Annotated in this window: 19 protein-coding genes; 7 read left to right on the top strand and 12 right to left on the bottom strand. The window is 73.3% G+C overall.

Going from position 1 to position 16,040, the window contains the following annotated elements; all coding sequences use genetic code 11:
* Position 1: 1 nt before the first annotated feature.
* From ACGFIM_RS02995 to ACGFIM_RS02985, 3 genes are all read right to left on the bottom strand, one after another.
* Complete coding sequence (locus ACGFIM_RS02995; RefSeq protein ID WP_393193648.1) at positions 2-1,477, bottom strand: class I adenylate-forming enzyme family protein; 1,476 nt, start codon at positions 1,475-1,477, stop codon at positions 2-4.
* Positions 1,478-1,484: 7 nt separating this feature from the next.
* A complete protein-coding gene (locus ACGFIM_RS02990; protein WP_364051250.1) occupies positions 1,485-2,096 on the bottom strand; it encodes a biotin transporter BioY in 612 nt (203 codons plus the stop codon).
* Positions 2,097-2,187: 91 nt separating this feature from the next.
* Positions 2,188-2,832 (bottom strand): DNA/RNA non-specific endonuclease, encoded by a 645-nt coding sequence (locus tag ACGFIM_RS02985; protein WP_393193645.1) that lies wholly within the window; start codon positions 2,830-2,832, stop codon positions 2,188-2,190.
* A gap of 349 nt (positions 2,833-3,181) precedes the next feature.
* Here ACGFIM_RS02985 and ACGFIM_RS02980 point away from each other — a divergent pair, with 349 nt between their 5' ends.
* On the top strand, positions 3,182-4,720 hold the full coding sequence (locus ACGFIM_RS02980; protein WP_393193642.1) for a serine/threonine-protein kinase: 1,539 nt from the start codon (positions 3,182-3,184) through the stop codon (positions 4,718-4,720).
* Between the two features lie 7 nt (positions 4,721-4,727).
* Here the strand turns inward: ACGFIM_RS02980 and thrC are convergent, their stop codons facing one another.
* Complete coding sequence (gene thrC / locus ACGFIM_RS02975) at positions 4,728-5,780, bottom strand: threonine synthase (RefSeq protein WP_393193639.1); 1,053 nt, start codon at positions 5,778-5,780, stop codon at positions 4,728-4,730.
* A 64-nt stretch (positions 5,781-5,844) separates the two neighbouring features.
* Here thrC and ACGFIM_RS02970 point away from each other — a divergent pair, with 64 nt between their 5' ends.
* The gene (locus tag ACGFIM_RS02970) at positions 5,845-6,669 is read left to right on the top strand and encodes a MurR/RpiR family transcriptional regulator (protein ID WP_393193636.1); all 825 of its coding nucleotides are present in this window, start codon (positions 5,845-5,847) and stop codon (positions 6,667-6,669) included.
* Here the strand turns inward: ACGFIM_RS02970 and ACGFIM_RS02965 are convergent.
* From ACGFIM_RS02965 to ACGFIM_RS02945, 5 genes are all read right to left on the bottom strand, one after another.
* Complete coding sequence (locus ACGFIM_RS02965) at positions 6,653-7,180, bottom strand: GNAT family N-acetyltransferase (RefSeq protein ID WP_393193633.1); 528 nt, start codon at positions 7,178-7,180, stop codon at positions 6,653-6,655. The genes ACGFIM_RS02970 and ACGFIM_RS02965 overlap by 17 nt on opposite strands.
* Positions 7,181-7,195: 15 nt before the next feature.
* On the bottom strand, positions 7,196-7,762 hold the full coding sequence (locus ACGFIM_RS02960; RefSeq protein WP_393193630.1) for a helix-turn-helix domain-containing protein: 567 nt from the start codon (positions 7,760-7,762) through the stop codon (positions 7,196-7,198).
* Positions 7,763-7,790: 28 nt separating this feature from the next.
* Positions 7,791-8,099 (bottom strand): DUF6204 family protein, encoded by a 309-nt coding sequence (locus ACGFIM_RS02955; RefSeq protein ID WP_393193627.1) that lies wholly within the window; start codon positions 8,097-8,099, stop codon positions 7,791-7,793.
* Entirely contained in the window at positions 8,080-8,718 is a 639-nt protein-coding gene (locus ACGFIM_RS02950) for a TetR/AcrR family transcriptional regulator (RefSeq protein WP_393193624.1), read from the bottom strand. The genes ACGFIM_RS02955 and ACGFIM_RS02950 overlap by 20 nt, the downstream gene beginning before the upstream one ends.
* 259 nt (positions 8,719-8,977) lie before the next feature.
* A complete protein-coding gene (locus ACGFIM_RS02945; RefSeq protein WP_393193621.1) occupies positions 8,978-9,802 on the bottom strand; it encodes a nitroreductase/quinone reductase family protein in 825 nt (274 codons plus the stop codon).
* A 285-nt stretch (positions 9,803-10,087) separates the two neighbouring features.
* Here ACGFIM_RS02945 and ACGFIM_RS02940 point away from each other — a divergent pair, with 285 nt between their 5' ends.
* The 3 genes from ACGFIM_RS02940 to ACGFIM_RS02930 all read left to right on the top strand — a co-directional run bounded on the left by ACGFIM_RS02940 (position 10,088) and on the right by ACGFIM_RS02930 (position 11,542).
* Complete coding sequence (locus ACGFIM_RS02940) at positions 10,088-10,330, top strand: winged helix-turn-helix transcriptional regulator (RefSeq protein ID WP_393193618.1); 243 nt, start codon at positions 10,088-10,090, stop codon at positions 10,328-10,330.
* Between the two features lie 87 nt (positions 10,331-10,417).
* Positions 10,418-10,564 carry a hypothetical protein gene (locus ACGFIM_RS02935; RefSeq protein ID WP_393193615.1) on the top strand — a complete coding sequence of 49 codons (147 nt, stop codon included), beginning with the start codon at positions 10,418-10,420 and terminating at the stop codon, positions 10,562-10,564.
* Positions 10,565-10,672: 108 nt separating this feature from the next.
* On the top strand, positions 10,673-11,542 hold the full coding sequence (locus ACGFIM_RS02930; protein ID WP_393193612.1) for an aldo/keto reductase: 870 nt from the start codon (positions 10,673-10,675) through the stop codon (positions 11,540-11,542).
* Between the two features lie 313 nt (positions 11,543-11,855).
* Here ACGFIM_RS02930 and ACGFIM_RS02925 read toward each other — a convergent pair whose 3' ends face one another.
* Positions 11,856-12,200, bottom strand: a complete 345-nt coding sequence (locus ACGFIM_RS02925) for a hypothetical protein (protein WP_393193609.1) — start codon at positions 12,198-12,200, stop codon at positions 11,856-11,858.
* Between the two features lie 12 nt (positions 12,201-12,212).
* Between ACGFIM_RS02925 and ACGFIM_RS02920 the strand changes: the two genes are divergently transcribed.
* On the top strand, positions 12,213-12,401 hold the full coding sequence (locus tag ACGFIM_RS02920; RefSeq protein ID WP_393193606.1) for a hypothetical protein: 189 nt from the start codon (positions 12,213-12,215) through the stop codon (positions 12,399-12,401).
* On the opposite strand, the gene ACGFIM_RS02915 is transcribed toward ACGFIM_RS02920, so the two are convergent.
* Entirely contained in the window at positions 12,398-13,954 is a 1,557-nt protein-coding gene (locus ACGFIM_RS02915) for an FAD-dependent monooxygenase (protein ID WP_393193603.1), read from the bottom strand. The two genes, ACGFIM_RS02920 and ACGFIM_RS02915, sit on opposite strands and share 4 nt — an antisense overlap.
* Positions 13,955-14,188: 234 nt before the next feature.
* On the opposite strand from ACGFIM_RS02915, the gene ACGFIM_RS02910 reads away from it, so the two are divergent.
* Positions 14,189-14,950: a MerR family transcriptional regulator gene (locus ACGFIM_RS02910; protein ID WP_393193600.1), complete on the top strand. Its 762-nt coding sequence runs from the start codon at positions 14,189-14,191 to the stop codon at positions 14,948-14,950.
* A gap of 32 nt (positions 14,951-14,982) precedes the next feature.
* Here the strand turns inward: ACGFIM_RS02910 and ACGFIM_RS02905 are convergent, their stop codons facing one another.
* The gene (locus ACGFIM_RS02905; RefSeq protein WP_393193597.1) at positions 14,983-15,870 is read right to left on the bottom strand and encodes an oxidoreductase; all 888 of its coding nucleotides are present in this window, start codon (positions 15,868-15,870) and stop codon (positions 14,983-14,985) included.
* Positions 15,871-16,040 lie beyond the last annotated feature (170 nt).

Below are 16,040 nucleotides of genomic sequence, written 5' to 3'. Positions count from 1 at the left end.
GTCACACCAGCCGCCTGATCGCCGGGTCGCCGTCCGCCAGCCGGGCCGCCACCCGCGCCCGCGCCGGCTTGCCCGTGGGGGTGCGGGGCATGCCGGTCATCGCGTACCAGCGGCGGGGCCGCTGCGCCCGGTCGAGCGCGGCGCGCGCGGTCTCCTCCAGCAGGGCGCGCGATGGCGGCTCGCCGAACGGGCTCTCGACGACGGCGGTCACCACCGACCCCAGGGACGGATGCGGCGTGCCGACCACCACGACGTCGGCCACGCCGGGCACCTTGCGCAGCACCTCCTCGACGTCCTCGGGCACGACGGTGGCGCCGCCGGTCTGGATCGCGCCGTCGCCGCGCCCGCGGACTTTGAGCACGCCCCCCTTCCGGTACGGCTCGGCCATGTCGCCCACGCTCACCCAGCCGTCGCCGTCGCGCCGCAGCGGCCCGGCCGCGGCGCCCAGGTAGCCCTCGGCCAGCCACGGCGAGCGCACCCACACCTCGCCGAGCGGCCCGTCGCCGCGTACCTCGATCTCCACCTCGGGAAAGGGGCGCAGCCCGCTCCCGTCGGTGTCGGCGGCCACGAACGACAGCTCGGTCGCCCCGTAGTAGGCGACCACCCGCACTCCGGCCTGCTCCGCGACCCGCCGCGCACCGGGGGCGAGCGCCGCGCCGCCGACCACGGCCACCCGCAGCCCGCCCGGCCGCTCCAGCACGTCCGGCAGCCGATGCGGCACCAGGTGCACGACGGTCGCCTCGGCCAGGTGATCGGCCAGCGCGCGGCCCGGCCAGCGGCCGGGCAGCAGCGTCGTGGCGCCGGTGGCCAGGGCGTGCAGGGCGGCGAACGCGTACAGGGAGGAGACCAGCGGGCCGGGGACGAGCACGACGTCGTCGGGGTCGATGCCGGTCAGCGCGTTCAGGTGAGGGTACGAATCGGTCCAGGAAGCGCGGGTACGGACGATGGCGCGCGGCCGTCCTGTGCTGCCGGAGCTGAAGCAGGCCCAGGCGAGATCGCCTGGTTGGGCGCGGCGCGGCACATCGGGCCCGGCCGCGTACGGCAGGGGCGCGTCGATCAGCACCGTCACCGGCGGCGCGGCGGGCGTGGGCCGGTCGGCGGGTCGGGTCGCGTGCGGCGCCGGCTCGCCGGCGGGCACCGTCGCCGACGGCCCGGTGACCGCCGTTAGAGGGCCGGTGGCCGCCGTCAGGGGGCCGGTGACCGCCGCCCACCGCGCGCGGTCCCAGGTGTGCTCGCCCACCAGCGGCGTCGCCCCGGCCAGGTCGGCGGCCAGCACGGCGACGAGCAGCTCCACCGGGTCGGCCAGACCGATCGCGGCCGTGGTGCCGGGCCCGGCCCCGGTCTCGGCCAGGTGCCTGGCGGCACCCTTGACCCGGTCGGCGAGCTGCGCGTACGTCAGCTCGCCACCGGGTCCGCGCACCGCGAGCCTGGAGGGGCGCTCGGCGGCGTGCGCCAGCACGTGTTCTGCTACGGGCATCGAGCCGTCAACGCTCCCCACCGGCGCGCAGGCGCTCCTGGTGTACGGCGGGCACCGCGTCGGGGTAGGCCCGCTGGACGCCCCTGACCACGACGGCGGTCAGCGCCGCCTTGATGAGGTCGCCGGGCACGAACACCAGCGTGAGCCCGGCCGCCGCGCCGAGCGAGGCGCCCGACACCAACGCCTGGATCGGGATCCCGAACAGGTAGACCACGCCCATGCCGCCCGCGACGCTCGCCAGGAACAGCCGGAGCGTGCTCGGGCTGCGGCCGGCCCGCTCGACCAGCCAGCCGGTGAGGGCCGCGCCGGGCAGCCAGCCGATGAGGAACCCGGCCGACGGCGCGGTGAACACGCCCAGCCCGCCTCGCCCGCCGGCCAGCAGCGGCAGGCCGGCGGCCACCAGCACGTACAGCACCAGTACGGCCAGCGCGCCGCGCCAGGTGCCGAGGATGGCGCCGGCCAGCATCACGCCCATGGTCTGCAGCGTGATCGGGACCGCGTTGCCGAAGACGTTCAGCGTGCCGGGCAGGCCCATCACCGCGATCAGCGCGGTGAACACGGCCACCCGCGCGAGCGTGCCCGTCTCGAGCCTCCTGCGCTGTTTCCCTTCATCCTTCATGGCGTCGATCCCACACCAGAACGGGCACGCTCAGGCATGGAGGTATCCCACAACATTCACTCCGATCATCTGCTGGCGATCGATACCGCGTTCACGCGCCGTCCCTGCCGCACGGCGCCGCAGCGAACGCGGCAGTTAGCCCGTCTTGCCGGGATCGCAGCTCTTTGGCGCTCAGTGTACGGTTCGGCAGGATCACCGTGACCAGCCGGGATGCCACCTTGAGACTGACGCGGATCGTGTCCGGGGTCAGCGTCGTGCCGTTGGGATAGTGCAGGCGTACGCGATAGTCGCGGACCTCGCCACCGTCCTCCAGGCAGTCGCGGGCGCCGTTCTCGACCCGTTTCATCAGCCCCTGGTTGATCTGCCGCCCGCGCATGGGGACGAGGTTGTAGCGCATGCTCACGCCGCGGAACGAGGCGGCGATGAGGTGGCCGCCCTGCCAGTCGCCGCGCCCGCCCCAGTCGCCGACCGCGCCCTCGCAGGAGCCGCGCGGGGCGTCCCGGTCGACCAGGATCCTGGCCACGGCCTCGACGGGGCGGCCCGCGGCGTCGGTGGTGAAGGTGTGGTCGTAGGCGCGATAGGTGGCCGAAGGCCGGAGCAGGCGCGCGCACGGGACGGCGTCCGGCTTGGCGGGCGCGGGCGCGGGGGCGAGCGCGGGGGCGGATGCGGCGGCGGTGAGCAGGAGCGCGGTGGCGCCCGCACCGCCCAGGGCACGGCGAAGCCGGGTCGGGGGCACGACGGGAGGTCCTCTCGGGATTCAGGGGATGCGCCGCGCAGGGGAAGGGAAGGCCGGCGGCATGGAGGAGCTCGATCGGCCGCCTGCCGGCTTTGTCGTGACGTCCGTGCCCGCGAGGAGTACTACGTAACGTTACCGATCGGCTACTTTGAGCGCTTGTCGCGGACAGGTCCGGCTGCGAAAGGCAGCGCCCTGGCCAGGTCGGTGGCCGCCCGTGGTGCGGCCACGGTGCGATGGCCTCGCGAATTCGCCCTTCTCACGGCCATCCGTCCCGATAATCTGCGGCAAGATCGAATCCGCGGATTCGGTCGCCATCGACTGACCAGACCAGATGGATCGAGACCGCAGCATGACCGGACCAGGAACACTGATCGGCGGCCGTTACCGGCTCGAACACCCGCTGGGCCAGGGCGGCTTCGGTCGCGTCTGGAAGGCCCATGACGACCGGCTGCGCGCCGACGTGGTCGTCAAGGAGGTGTACCTCCCTCCGACCCTCGACGAGGAGGATCGCAACGCGCGACTCGAGTACGCCGAGCGGGAGGCCCGCAACGCCGCCCGGCTGCGCCACTGCCCCAACATCGTGCCCGTCTACGACGTGGTCATCGAGGACGGCCGGCCGTGGATCATCATGGAGCTGATCAACGGCGAGTCGCTCGAGGACCGGCTGCGGAGCGGGCCGCTGGCGGAGCCCGACGTCGCCGACCTTGCCAAGGCGCTCCTTCATGCCTTGGAGGCGGCCCACGGCGCGGGTGTCGTCCACCGCGACATCAAACCCGCGAACGTCATGCTGGCCGCCGACGGTCGGATCATGCTGACCGACTTCGGCATCGCCATCCACGAGACCGACACCCGCATGACATCGACCGGCACGGTGATCGGCTCCTTCGAGTACATGGCGCCCGAGCGTTTCAACGGCGATCACGGCTCGCCCGCCTCCGACCTGTTCTCCGTGGGCGCGACCCTGTATCAGGCGGCGGAGGGCGTCTCACCGTTCCGGCGCGGCGCCGTCCCCGCCACCATCGCCGCCGTCCTCCGTGACGAGCCTGCGCCGCTCACCCGCGCCACACGCCTCGCCCCGCTGCTGAACGCCCTGCTGGCCAAGGACCCCGGCAAGCGCCCCTCCATCCCCGACGCCCTCGACCTCCTCCGCACCCCTGACCAGGGACCCGCGCCGACGAAGAGGTACACCACACCGGTCACCGCGCCCACTGTCCCGCAGAAGACGCCGGAGAAGCCCGACCCGCCGGCCTCCCCGCCCATCGCTCCTCAGGACGCACCTGCTTTCCAGGAGTCCTGGACGGGTGACGAGCGCCTTTCGGCGTTCTGCTGGGAGGAAGATCCGGAGCTGTTGGCGTGGATCTTTCGGGGCCTCGCCTTCATCGTCGCGATCCTTGTCGTGATCGGGCAAGCGCTCGGAGAGCTGGACGACTCGACGAGTTTGGTGGGCATGGGGGTCTTTGTGGCCTTGATGCTGGTCGGCCCCCTGGCGAACCAGTGGTTGCGCTTCACGACGAAGAGGAGCATGCCCGCGAGAAGCGTGCGCCTCGACCGGGACGGCGTCACCGGCAGCGACGGCTCCGGCGTCCAGACCATCCCCTGGACCGCGATCAGGCAGGTCACCGTCCGCCACACCGACGACGCCATGGGCGTCGCCCACCACCCGCTGGCCCTGCACGTGCGGCTGGACCAGCCGGGCTCCGCGGTGTACCGCCCGGTCGGCTGGCCGCTGGACGCCCCCGTGCCCAAGATCTTCCGGCGCGCCATCGAGAAGGACGACTGGGTGCCCGTATGCGTCCTCGGCCCTCTGTCCGACCCCCGCAGGACCGACTTGAAGAACGCCCTGGCGGCCTGCAAGGGGCCCCTGACGGCGGACGAGCTGAACTGGTGACCGCCTGTCAGGCGGCCAGGCGCAGTGCCCTGGCCACATCCGCGGTCGCGGCCGAGGTCTCGGCGGCGGTGTAGCCTCCGCGCAGCGAGGCGTCGAGGTCCTTCAGCCCGTTGCCGCTCAGCGTGATCACCACGCGCAGGCCGGGCGGCAGCTCGCCCCTGGCGTGCAGGTCCAGCAGTCCCGCCACGCCGGCCGCCGAGGCGGGCTCGGCGAAGACGCCGTCGCGGCGGGCGATCATCCGGTACGCGGCGAAGATCTGCTCGTCGGTCACCGCGGCGATCAGGCCGCCGGACTCGTCGCGGGCGGCGATCGCGCCGTCCCAGGTCGCGGGGTGGCCGACGTTGATGGCGCTGGCCTCCGTACGCGGCTCGGCCACCGGCGCGCCGTGCACCAGCGGGGCCGCGCCCGCCGCCTGGAATCCCCACATGCGCGGCGGCTTGTCCGGGCTGTAGGTCAGGTAGCCGGTCCAGGTCGCGGTGATGTTGCCGCCGTTGCCGACCGGCAGGCAGTGCACGTCGGGTGCGCCGCCGAGGGCGTCGACGATCTCGTAGGCGACCGTGCGCTGCCCGGCCAGCCGCAGCTCGTTGCGCACGGAGTTGACCAGCGCGACCGGGTGGTGCGCGGCCAGCTCGCGGGCCACCCGCAGGCAGTCGTCGAACGTGCCGCCGACCTCGACGATCTCCGCGCCGTACCGTACGGCCTGGGCCAGCTTGCCCAGCGCCACCTTGCCCTTGGGCACGAGCACGGCGGCGCGCAGCCCGGCGCGGGCGGCGTAGGCGGCGGCGGATGCGCTGGTGTTGCCGGTGGAGGCGCAGATGACGGTCGTCGCGCCGGCCTCGACGGCGCGGCTGATCGCCACCGTCATGCCGCGATCCTTGAACGACCCCGTCGGGTTCGCCCCCTCGACCTTGAGCCAGACCTCGCAGCCGGTCAGCTCGGACAGGTGGGCCGAGCGCAGCAGCGGGGTGTTGCCCTCGTTGAGCGAGACGGCCGGGGTGTCGGGGGTGACCGGCAGGAAGCGCCGGTAGGGGCTGTCGATCAGGCCACGCCAGGTGTTCATGCGCAGCACCGTAACACTCGTTAGAACATTTCGATACAACCGGGTTCATGTAACATTTGTCAGCATGGAGAGCGACGCGATCGTGGCCCGGCTCAGCTCCGTCTACGCCGAGCTGCCGCCCGGTGAGCGCGCGGTGGTGCGGGTGCTGCTCGACGACCATCCGTTCGCGGCGCTGGGCTCGCTGCGCGCGCTGGCCGAGCGTGCGGGGGTGAGCCCGCCGACCGCCTCGCGGCTGTTCGACCGGCTCGGATATTCGGGGTTCGCCGAGTTCCAGGCCGCCGTGCGGGAGGGCGCGAGAGACCGCTCGCGCCTGCTGGAGTACGTCACCGAGAAGAGCGAGCCGTCGAGCGGGCTGGGCGAGGCGGCCGAGGAGCTGCGCGCCGGCCTGGACGGCACGCTGGCCGCCGTGCCCGCGCCGCTGTGCGACCGCGCCGCGGGCCTGCTGGCCGAGGCGAGGACGGTCTGGGCGCTCGGCGGGCCGCTCAGCGAGCTGGCCGCCGACTACCTGATCCGCCAGCTCGCCGGCCTGCGCCCCGGCGCGCACCGGGTGCCGCAGACGCCGCACGCGCGCGCCCGCACCGTGCTCGATCTGGGCACCGCCGACCTGGTGGTGGCCTACGACTTCCGCCGCTACTCCCCCGCCACCGAGCGCTTCGTGCGCGCGGCGCGCGGCCGGGGCGCCCGGCTCATCCTCGTCACCGACACGTGGGGCTCGCCGCTGGCCGCCGAGGCGGAGCTGCTGATCGCGCTGCCGCGCGAGGCCGCAGGGCCGATCGCGCCGCTCACCCACGAGATCGCGGTCACCGAGCTGCTGCTCGTGGCCACCGCCGCGCGCCTGGCCCCGGCCGAACGGCTGGCCGAGCTGGACGCGCTCACCCGGTCGCTGTGAGCCGCTTGTAGAAGAAGCCGCACTCGCGCAGCGTGCCGTCGGGCGAGGCCGCGTAATCGGGGACGACGCCGTAACAGGTCCAGCCGCCGGTGAGGTAGACGTGCTCGGCCGTGCTGCCGGTCTCGGTGTCGAGCATCAGCAGGTCGAGCCCGGACGCGAGCGCCGCCTGCTCTGCCGTGGCCAGCAGGGCGCGCGCGTGACCGCGCCCGCGCGCCGCGCTGTGGACCATGAGCTTGACGATCTCCCCGCGATGCCGGGCGTTCGGCTTGGTCGCGGGGGCGAGGCTGACGGTGCCCACCACCGCGCCGCCCTCTTGGCAGACCCACACGATGAGCTCGCCCGAGGCCACGGCCGGGGCCTGCGCGCGCCACCAGGCGGCGGCGTCCTCGTGGTCGAACGGCGTGACGAACCCCAGTGACGAGCCGCCGTCCACGGCGTCGACGAGCAGCGCGGCCAGCTCCTTGACGCGGGTGTCGAACTCGGCCGGGGTCAGGCGGGCGATGGTGCGCATGGGTCTCCTCGGGGGTCAGGGCAGGACGACGAAGATCGCGTACCGGACCGGATCGGGGCCGGGGCAGCGGAAGCGGGACGGCCCCCACAGCCGGAAGCGCAGGCAGTCGCCGGCTCCCACGGTGTGGGTGCGGCCGTCGAAGGTGATCTCCAGCGCGCCCTCCAGCACCCAGATGTGCTGCTCGAGACCGGGTACGGGCGCCTGGTCGTAGGAGATGTCGGCGCCCGGCCGCAGCCGCCCCTCCACGACCTCGCCGCGCAGCCCGGGATGGGGCGGCGAGACCGAGCGGCGGACGAACCCCGACGTCTCGTCCCGCCACACCTGCTGCGCCCCGGCCGCCACGATGTGCGGCGGCTCGGACTCCACCTCGGCGAGCAGCCGCGACATCGTCCGCCCGTAGACCTCGCAGAGCTTGCCGAGCAGCGCCGCCGTGGGGCTGATCTCGCCGCGCTCCAGCCGCGACAGCGTCGAGCGGCTGATGCCGGAGCGGCTTGCCAGCTCCTCCAGCGACCAGCCGTGTTCGACGCGCAGCCGCGCGAGCCGGTCGGCGAGCCTGGCCTCCATATCCACGGGCTGTCCCATATTCGGGATAATATCCCAGATTTGAGAATCAGCGCCGGCGGATCTTGATCTCGCGCATGTCCGTCACGCCGATGCGCAGCACCTCGTACGCCTGCCCGTACGCCTCCAGCGCCGCCATCGCGCCCAGGGCCGCCTCGTCCTCTCCGTCGTCGGGACCGGCCGGCACCTGGCAGCGGAAGGTGAACGCCGACACGCTCGGGTCGTGGGTGAACGTGCCGGCCTCGGTGTAGGCCATGCCGGCCGCCGCGCGCACCGCCGCCCGCCCGGTCTCGTCGATCCCCCGGAACCTGCCGCTGATCGTCACCCGGAACATCGCCTCACTCCCCGCGTACGCCATAGCCCAGCACCTTCTCCCCCAGCACGCTCTCGGCCGCATCCAGCAGCCGAAGGACCGCGGCGGCGATCTCGTCGGGCCGCTCGCCCGCCGCCGTGCGGCGGCCGATCTCGCTCATCACCAGCGCGTGCAGGCTGCCGATGTGCCAGGCGATCACGCGGGGCAGCGGGTCGTCCGGGCCCTCGCCGCACTCCTCGGCCAGCAGCGCGGCCAGCTCGTCGGTCATCGCGCGGCCCAGGTCCTCAAGGCGCGCGGTCAGCGTGGGCGCGTCCCGCATCATCTGCAGCACCCGGCCGAACCCCGGGCTGAGGCCCACCCGGCGCTCGCGCTCGCCCACCTCTCGCCGCAGCCGCGCCAGCACCGCCCCGGCCGCCGACTCGCCGGGCGCGCGCCCGGCCACGATGTCGGCCAGCCGGCGGGGCGAGGCCTCCTCCGGAGGCAGCACCAGGTCCTCTTTGGACTGGAAGTAGTTGTAGACGGTGTTCACCGACACCTCGGCGGCGTCGGCGACCTCGGCGATCGTCACGTTGTCGAAGCCGCGCTCCACGAACAGGCCGACGGCCACCTCGGAGATGCGCTGCCGCGTCAGGCGCTTCTTGCGCTCGCGGAGCCCTTCTGTCATGGCGCTGGAGCGTACTGCAAACTTTCAGTGGACTCCAAGTTTTTCGGAGACTCCCCAGGCACGGCGGCTTCGCGTACAGAGAGGAAAGAGAGAGCGGCGCCTCGGAACGGCCGCCGGCATGGCGGCATGGAGGCGGAAGAAAGGAAAATGGAGGCGGAAGAAAGGAAAGACGTGTGGCGCCGGGCCCGGACGCACCATCAGCATACGTCCGGGGTGTCCCCGTTGTCACAGAAGACACCCCGGACGCGCGAGCCGCGTGTCAGCCGTTCAGCAGCGCCACGAGCTGCTGCTCCTCATAGTCGAGGTGCGCCTCCAGCTCCTTGGTGAGCCGGTCCACCCCGGCGAGCAGGTCGGCGGGGGCGACGTCGTCGGCGGACAGCAGCGCCTTCAGCTCGTCGAGCAGCCGCGCCACCACCTCGTGCTCGGCCCGCATCCGCCGGATCGCCGGGCCCAGCTCCGGGTACTGGTGCTCGATCCCGCGGAACAGGCCGTTGTCCTCGTGGGTGTGGTGAACGTGCAGGCCGCTGCACATCGTCAGGCAGTTCACCCGCAGCTGCGCGGCCAGGCGCGGCCCCGAGGCGGCGGCCTCCCTGCGGATCAGGGCCAGCTCGCGGCGGAAGGCGTCGTGGACGTCCTTGAGCGCGTCGCCCATGCGCCGCCCGTGCGGCGGCCCGGGATCGACCTGGACGAGCGCCACCACCGGCAGCGTGCGGCCCGAGCGCTCCTCGTAGGCGGCCCAGCCCGGGTCCATCTCGACGGCGCGGGCGAACAGGCGGTCGCGCTCCTCGCCCTCGAGCACGATGGCGTCGGCCTCGTACGTGAAGATGCCGTCCTCGACCGTCACCCGGGGGTTGGCGAGCACGTTGCGATACCAGTCGGGGTGCTTGGGCGAGCCGCCCGCCGAGGCGATGACGAGCCGGCGGTCCTCATCGGGCAGGTAGCCGAGCGGGGTGGTGTGGGGGCGGCCGGTTCTGGCGCCGATGGTGGTGAGCAGCAACAGCCTGCCGCCCTCGAAGGGGCCGCCGACCTTGCCGCGGTTGGCCCGGAACTCGTCGATGATCTGCTGGTTGAAGTCGTTCGGCATGCTGAGAAGAAGCCTTCTGGTGAGTGGGTGTCGTGGACATGCTGAGACCCGCACGGGCATGCCGGCGTACAGGTGCTACGACACCGGACCAGGCATGAGGGGACGCGCGGGCGCGGTGTGCTCAGGCACGACCGACGGTGCTAGTGGCCATTGGCGTCAACCCCCTTGGTACGGCGCCTCCATGCCGCGACCGTCCTCCCGGACCGCGACACGCGACGCGGTCGTCATTACGCCCAGATCGCCCAAGATCTGTCAACCGGTATCGGGCCGAGGACGGTATCTGTGATGAAGGGGGTGGGTGCGATGGCCGTACGCGGCAAGGGCTCGTCCGCCGACGAGCCGGCCTGCTCGATCGAGCGCAGCCTGCGGCTACCCGGTGAGCGGCGGACGCCGCTCATCCTGCGCGAGATCTTCCGCGGCCGGCACCGCTTCGCCGACATCAGGAAGGCGCTGGGCATCGCGCCCGACCTGCTGAGCGCCCGGCTGAAGACGCTCGTCGACGCGGGGGTGCTGCGCACGCTCACCTAACCAGGAGCCAGGCAGCAGGCAGCGCCGCAGCTACCACCTCACCAAGGCCGGCGCCGACCTGCAGGTGGTGCTGGGCGCGCTGCAGCAGTGGGGCGACACTCACCGCCCCGCCCGTCCGGGCCGCCGGCCCTGCGCAGGACGCGCTCCACCGGCGAGCCGGTGCACGTCGCGTTCGTGAACGGCGAGGGCCGCGAGGTGGCCCGCGACGACGTCGTGATCGACATCCACCCGTGATCGATACCAGGCTTTGCCCGCGGTTGAGGTAGGACGCGGTCTCGCCGGGCACGCCGACCCGGTCACGCCGCCGAGCCCGGCGGCCGGCACGAGAAGGGAAGTTCCGCGATGACCGCTGTGCGGGCCGACGCGTCCGGCCAGTTCATGATCGAGAAAACTCTGCCCGTCAACCGGCTCGGCTACGGCACCATGCAGCTCACCGGGCCCGGCGTGTGGGGGCCGCCGGCCGACGAGGAGGAGGCCGTACGCGTACTGCGCCGCGCCGCCGAGCTCGGCGTGACGCTCTTCGACACCGCCGACGCCTACGGCCCCCTGGTCGCCGAGCCGCTGCTGAAGCGGGCGCTCGCCCCGTACGACGAGAGCATCGTCATCGCCACCAAGGCCGGGCTCACCCGCCAGGGCCCCGACCAGTGGACGCCCGTCGGCAGGCCCGCCTACCTGCGCCAGCAGTGCGAGATGAGCCTGCGCATCCTCGGGCTCGAGCGGATCCCGCTGCTCCAGCTCCACCGCGTCGACCCCGAGGTGCCGCTGGAGGACCAGGTCGGCGAGCTGAAGAAGCTCCAGGACGAGGGGAAGGTCGCGCACATCGGACTGTCGGAGGTCGGCGTCGAACAGATCGAGCGGGCGCGCGCCGTCGCCCCGATCGCCACCGTGCAGAACCTCTACAACCTGGCCAACCGCTCCGCCGAGGACGTGCTGGAGTACTGCGAACGTCACGAGATCGGCTTCATCCCGTGGTTCCCGCTGGCCACCGGGGAGCTCGCCAGGCCGGGCGGTGCGCTCGACACGATCGCCTCGCGGCTGTCGGCCACGCCGTCGCAGCTCGCACTCGCCTGGCTGCTGCGCCGCTCCCCGGTGATGCTGCCGATCCCCGGCACCTCATCGATCGCCCACCTGGAGGAGAACGTCGCCGCCGCCGGCATCGAGCTGTCCGACGACGACTTCGCCGAGCTGGCCTCGGCCGTCTCACCCGGCTGACGCCCCGCGCACGCGGGCGGCGTGATGTCACGCGCGGCAGGGAAGCTCCCGGCGAGATGCGCGTTCGCCCGGGCGCTCGTCCAGCACGGCGCGGCGAAGGTCTACGCTCGACGGCACCCGCCACGCGCTGGAGCCCGGCCGTCCGGAGCCACATCGCCTTCCCGCCGTCTCGTGAGGGGCGGGCGCGGCACGCGCGCCTGTGCTGGTGGTGTTCTGGGCGAGAGAGTGAGCAGGAGCGCGGCCGCGGCGAGCAGCGTGCACAGCGTCATTCCGGCGAACAGCGGCACGGCGGTGTGGCCTCCGGCGATGCCCATCAAGGGGGCCACGGCCGCGCCGAGGGCGTTCTGCAGCGTGCCCAGCACCGCCGAGCCCGTGCCCGCCGCCTGTGGTACGCGCTCCAGTGCGAGGCCGGTGGCGGTGGCGCAGACCTGGCCGAGCCGACGAAGGCAAGGCCCAGCAGGCTCAGTGCCCAGAACCGGTTCAGCTGCCCGGCGAGGGTGAGGAACAGGGCGGTGAAACCGGCGACGAGCATGAGCGCCAGCCCTGCTGGCAGCAGCAGGCGGGGGCTGATGCGGCCGACGAGACGGCTGCCGGCCAGCGTGGAGGCCGTCGCGGTCAGCGCGCCCGCGGGCTCATCCGCCGCGAGCCCGACCCGCACGACCGCCGCGCCGTGCGCCTCTACCCGACCGTGGACGCCCAGCACGGCATGGCCATGATCGAGAACGCCTGGGCGGAGATGTTCGCCGACGCCCTCGCCACGCTGACGCCTGACCAGCGCGGCGCGCTGCAGGCCGCGGTGCCGGCGCTGCGCGCGCTCGGCGCTCCCCTGCGGGAGCGCCGAGCCCCCGCCCGCGACTAACCGGCGGGCTCGCCGAACCAGCGGGCCAGGCGTTCATCGAGGTCGCGCTGGTCGTCGCCGATCCAGGCCACGTGACCGTCCGGCCTGAGCAGCACGCCCGGGGCGTCCACCGCCGCGCCGGGATCGGCGAGCCGGTCGACGCGGTCCGACCAGCCGCCGGCGGTGAGCCGTCCGGTGCGGTCGAGCAGCAGGCCGCGCCCGCCGCGCAGCAGGTCGTACAGGCGGCCCCGCGTCAGCTCGACGTCGGGCATGCGGCGGCCGAGCAGGTCGGGGCCCGCGCCGAAGTCGTAGCGGACCGCGATCGCGGTGATCTTCTCGATGAGACGCCGATTCACCTCGTCGATGTCCATCAGCTCGGCCAGCAGCCGCCGCAGCGCGCGCGGTCCCGCCTCAGGGGAGGCCAGCACGGCCTGGGCGCGGGTGTTGTCCAGCACGTCGGCGGCGACCGGGTGGCGTTCGGCGTGGTAGGTGTCGAGCAGCGTGTCCGGCGCCCAGCCGCGCACCTGCGCCGCCAGCTTCCAGCCGAGGTTGACCGCGTCCTGGACGCCGAGGTTGAGCCCCTGCCCGCCGAACGGCGGATGGATGTGGGCCGCGTCCCCCGCCAGCAGCACCCGCCCCACCCGGTAGCGCTCGGCCAGCCGGGTGGCGTCGCCGAAGCGGGACAGCCAGCGCGGGGAGTGCACCCCGAAGTCGGTGCCGGCGACGGCGCGCAGCCGCCGCCGGAAGTCGTCCAGCGTGGGCGGGCGCGAGCGGTCGGTCACGCCGCCCGCGGGGACGACGACGCTGTACGTTTGGCCGCCGTTGAACGGCCTGATCCAGAACGGCCACTGCCGGGCGGCGACCGCGGAGGCCACGGCGGCGATCTCCTCCTGCGGCGCGCTCGCCTCCATCTCGCCCATGAGCGTGTCATTGCGCGCGGGCTCGCCGGGGAAGCCGACGCCGAGCCGCCTGCGCACCGCGCTGCGGGCGCCGTCGCAGCCGACGAGGTAGCGGGTGCGCAGCCGCTCACCGCCGCTCAGCTCGACGGTCACGCCCGCATCGTCCTGCTCGAAGCCGGTCACCGCGCAGCCGTGCCTGACGTGCGCGCCCAGCTCGGCGGCGTGCTCTTCGAGCAGGCGGTTGATGACCGGCTGCGGCATGCCCAGGATGTAGGCGTACCGGCTGTCGAGGCCCTCGGGCGCGGGCTTGGGGATGGCGGCGAAGAAGCCGCCCGCGGGACGCCGTCTGCCGTGCGGGAGCAGCCGGTCGAGCAGCCCGCGCATCGCCATCAGCTCCAGGCTGCGGATGTGCAGGCCGACGATGCGGACCATCGGTCCCGGCTCGGTCTCGCGCTCGGCGACGAGGACGCGTACGCGGTGCAGGCGCAGCTCGGCGGCCAGCATCGCGCCGGTCGGCCCGCACCCGGCGATGACCACGTCGTACGGCGGATCGGCGAGCTCGGCGCGCGGCGGCCGGGCGGGCGAGGCCTCGGTTTGTGAGGGCTCGTTTCGTGTGGGCCCGGTCTGTGAGTGCAGGGTGTGCGAGGGCTGGGCGGAAGCCGGCGAAGAGTGCATGGTCGGTGCCTTTCGAGGGGAGTGCCGGAGTTCGGGCGCTCCCGGCGGCACCTACTTCGCTCGCCTGACCGTGGCGCGAGGGCGGAGCGCCCATTTCGCTACAGCGTTCATGGGTCTCTCACCTCCTCAGGCCGTGTCACGGTCGCCGGTACGCTACCGGCCCGGCGACCGCCCGGTCCACCGCTTTTCCCGGCGGCTTGACCTTGACGTGGCGTCAACGTCTTAACTGGGCACATGCGGATCGGAGAGCTTGCCGCGCTGCTCGGGGTGTCCACCCGTACCGTGCGCCACTACCACCATCAGGGCGTCCTGCCGGAGCCGCCGCGCCTGGCCAACGGCTACCGCGAGTACGGCATGCGCGACGCCGTCGCCCTCGCCCGCGTACGCCGGCTGGCAGGGCTGGGGCTCAGCCTCGACGAGATCCGCGACGTCATGGCCGATGAGCGCTCCAGGGAGCTGCCCGAGATCCTCGCCGAGATCGACGCCGACCTGGCCGCGCAGGAGCGCGACATCCGCCTGCGGCGGGCCAGGCTCGCCGAGGTGCTGCGCCGGGTCGAGGACGGCACACTCAGCCCGGACGACACCGCATCGCCCGGCCTGTTGTCGTTCCTCAAGGCCATCGACGTGCCGGCCTCGCCGTCGGCGGCCTGGGACCGGGACCTGCTCATGCTCGTCGACAGCGCCTCGCGCGCGCCGGGCGGGCGGTGGACGTTCGCCGCGCTCGACGCGCTGACCGCCGATCCGGAGCCGGCGGCGCGCGGGCGCGACTTCTATCGCAGGCTCGATGAGCTGGCAGGTGCCGAACCCGGCGATCCGCGGGTGGAGCCGCTGGCCGAGGAGCTGGCCGCGTTCAGCCTGGAGCACATGTTGGGCGACCAGGTGCCGGACGGCTGGCGGGCCGAGGTGGTCGAGCCGTTCCTTGACGGCCTGGCCCCGGCGCAGGCCGAGGTGGTCCGCCGGGCGATCCGCCTCATCGGCGCTCGCCTGCCCCGCTGAACGTCGATCGCCGCTCGGCGAGGCCCGGCGAGCTAGCCGCCGAGCGCGTTCAGGCGGGCCAGGTCCTCGCCGGTGAGCCGCAGCTCGCCCGCCGCCACGTTCTCGGCCAGGTGGCCGAGGTCGCCGGTGCCGGGGATGGCGAGCACGTGCGGGCCCTGGGCGAGCGTCCAGGCCAGGCGGACCTGCGCGGGTGATGCGCCGCGGGCGCGGGCGATCTCCTCCACCGCCTCGGGCTCGCCGGTCACCGCTCCCGACTCGCGACCGGCGCCGGCGATCGCGAAGAACGGCACGTACGCGATGCCCTGCTCGCCGCAGACGCGCAGCAGCTCGCGCTCCCCGGCCGGGGCGCCGATGCCGAACGCGTTCTGCACGCACACCACCGGTGCGATGGACTGGGCCTCGGCGAGCTGGGCGGCCGTGACGTTGGAGACGCCCAGGTGCCGGATGAGCCCGGCTTCACGCAGCTCGGCCAGCGCGCCGAAGTGCTCGGCGATGGAGCCGTCGCGCCTGCTGCCGGGCACGCGCAGGTTCACCACGTCGAGCCGGTCGCGGCCGAGCATCCGCAGGTTCTCCTCCACCTGGTCGCGCAGTTGCGCCGGCGTGGCCCACCACCAGTTCCCGGATACGCGGCGGCGGCCCGGCCAGACCTTGGTGGTGATGACCAGGTCGTCGGGGTACGGGGCCAGCGCCCGTGCGATCAGGTCGTTGGCCGCCAGCTCATCGGTGAAGTAGAAGGCCGCGGTGTCGATGTGGTTCACGCCGAGTTCGATCGCCCGCCGCAGCACGGCGACCGCCTGCTTCGGGTCGCGCTTGCCGGAGCCGAAGGCGGCCCGCCCGGTCAGGCGCATCGCGCCGAAGCCGATGCGGTTGACGGTCAGGTCGCCGAGCCGCCACGTGCCCGCACTCGCCGCAGATGTCATGTCGATCCTCGTCAGATGTCAGCCGAACGCCCATTTCCGGGCATGAAAAAAGCCTTCCCGGCAGCGGACGGGAGTCCGGCCGAGAAGGCTCACGCGTTCCCGATCATCATATCAGCTCCCCCGGCGGTGGTGATCCCGGGCCGTTCGTGCCACACTCACTGTTATAGAAC

Origin of the sequence: Nonomuraea sp. NPDC049309, from assembly GCF_043196965.1 — a bacterium.
Lineage (GTDB): Bacteria > Actinomycetota > Actinomycetes > Streptosporangiales > Streptosporangiaceae > Nonomuraea > Nonomuraea fastidiosa.
The sequence above is the reverse complement of the archived record's forward strand: the minus strand, read 5'-3'. Positions and strand labels throughout refer to the sequence as shown.

Excerpts from the sequence above, each read along its gene's own strand:
- ACGFIM_RS02995 (WP_393193648.1), bottom strand. The coding sequence starts at position 1,477 with ATGCCCGTAGCAGAACACGTGCTGGCGCACGCCGCCGAGCGCCCCTCC.
- ACGFIM_RS02990 (WP_364051250.1), bottom strand. The coding sequence starts at position 2,096 with ATGAAGGATGAAGGGAAACAGCGCAGGAGGCTCGAGACGGGCACGCTC.
- ACGFIM_RS02980 (WP_393193642.1), top strand. The coding sequence starts at position 3,182 with ATGACCGGACCAGGAACACTGATCGGCGGCCGTTACCGGCTCGAACAC.
- thrC (WP_393193639.1), bottom strand. The coding sequence starts at position 5,780 with ATGAACACCTGGCGTGGCCTGATCGACAGCCCCTACCGGCGCTTCCTG.
- ACGFIM_RS02970 (WP_393193636.1), top strand. The coding sequence starts at position 5,845 with ATGGAGAGCGACGCGATCGTGGCCCGGCTCAGCTCCGTCTACGCCGAG.
- ACGFIM_RS02965 (WP_393193633.1), bottom strand. The coding sequence starts at position 7,180 with ATGCGCACCATCGCCCGCCTGACCCCGGCCGAGTTCGACACCCGCGTC.
- ACGFIM_RS02960 (WP_393193630.1), bottom strand. The coding sequence starts at position 7,762 with ATGGGACAGCCCGTGGATATGGAGGCCAGGCTCGCCGACCGGCTCGCG.
- ACGFIM_RS02955 (WP_393193627.1), bottom strand. The coding sequence starts at position 8,099 with ATGGCGTACGCGGGGAGTGAGGCGATGTTCCGGGTGACGATCAGCGGC.
- ACGFIM_RS02950 (WP_393193624.1), bottom strand. The coding sequence starts at position 8,718 with ATGACAGAAGGGCTCCGCGAGCGCAAGAAGCGCCTGACGCGGCAGCGC.
- ACGFIM_RS02945 (WP_393193621.1), bottom strand. The coding sequence starts at position 9,802 with ATGCCGAACGACTTCAACCAGCAGATCATCGACGAGTTCCGGGCCAAC.
- ACGFIM_RS02940 (WP_393193618.1), top strand. The coding sequence starts at position 10,088 with ATGAAGGGGGTGGGTGCGATGGCCGTACGCGGCAAGGGCTCGTCCGCC.
- ACGFIM_RS02930 (WP_393193612.1), top strand. The coding sequence starts at position 10,673 with ATGACCGCTGTGCGGGCCGACGCGTCCGGCCAGTTCATGATCGAGAAA.
- ACGFIM_RS02915 (WP_393193603.1), bottom strand. The coding sequence starts at position 13,954 with ATGCACTCTTCGCCGGCTTCCGCCCAGCCCTCGCACACCCTGCACTCA.
- ACGFIM_RS02910 (WP_393193600.1), top strand. The coding sequence starts at position 14,189 with ATGCGGATCGGAGAGCTTGCCGCGCTGCTCGGGGTGTCCACCCGTACC.
- ACGFIM_RS02905 (WP_393193597.1), bottom strand. The coding sequence starts at position 15,870 with ATGACATCTGCGGCGAGTGCGGGCACGTGGCGGCTCGGCGACCTGACC.